This is a genomic window from Streptomyces sp. SID13726 (genome assembly GCF_010548375.1).
Classification (GTDB): Bacteria; Actinomycetota; Actinomycetes; order Streptomycetales; family Streptomycetaceae; genus Streptomyces.
Genome location: NZ_JAAGLY010000867.1, coordinates 1 through 384 on the forward strand (window position 1 = coordinate 1; position 384 = coordinate 384).

Here is a 384-nt window from a genome sequence, read left to right on the forward strand (position 1 = left end):
CACCGTGGACGCCCTGCTGGCGCCCGGCGGCCGCCTGCTGAACCACCAGATCGCGCGCCCGCCGGAGCCGGACGAAGAGGCGCACCGGATCGACGAGTTCATCGACGCCTACGTCTTCCCCGACGGGGAACTCTCCCCGCTGGGCACGACCGTGGGCGAGCTGGAGCGGGCCGGTTTCGAGGTCCGCGACGTGGAGGCGCTGCGCGAGCACTACGCACTGACCCTGCGGGCGTGGGTGGCGCGGCTGGAGGACCGCTGGGAGGAGGCCGTACGGCTGACCTCGCCGGGGCGGGCCCGGGTCTGGCGGCTGTACATGGCGGCCTCGGCGCTGGGCTTCGAGCACGGCCGGCTCGGCGGCAACCAGGTCCTCGCGGTGAAGCCCGC

Annotated in this window: 1 protein-coding gene; it reads left to right on the forward strand. The window is 74.7% G+C overall.

The annotated features are described in order from the left end of the window. Window positions 1–384, forward strand: a 384-nt coding sequence (locus tag G3I78_RS50720) for a class I SAM-dependent methyltransferase (RefSeq protein WP_203616632.1), incomplete at both ends; no start/stop codon positions are given.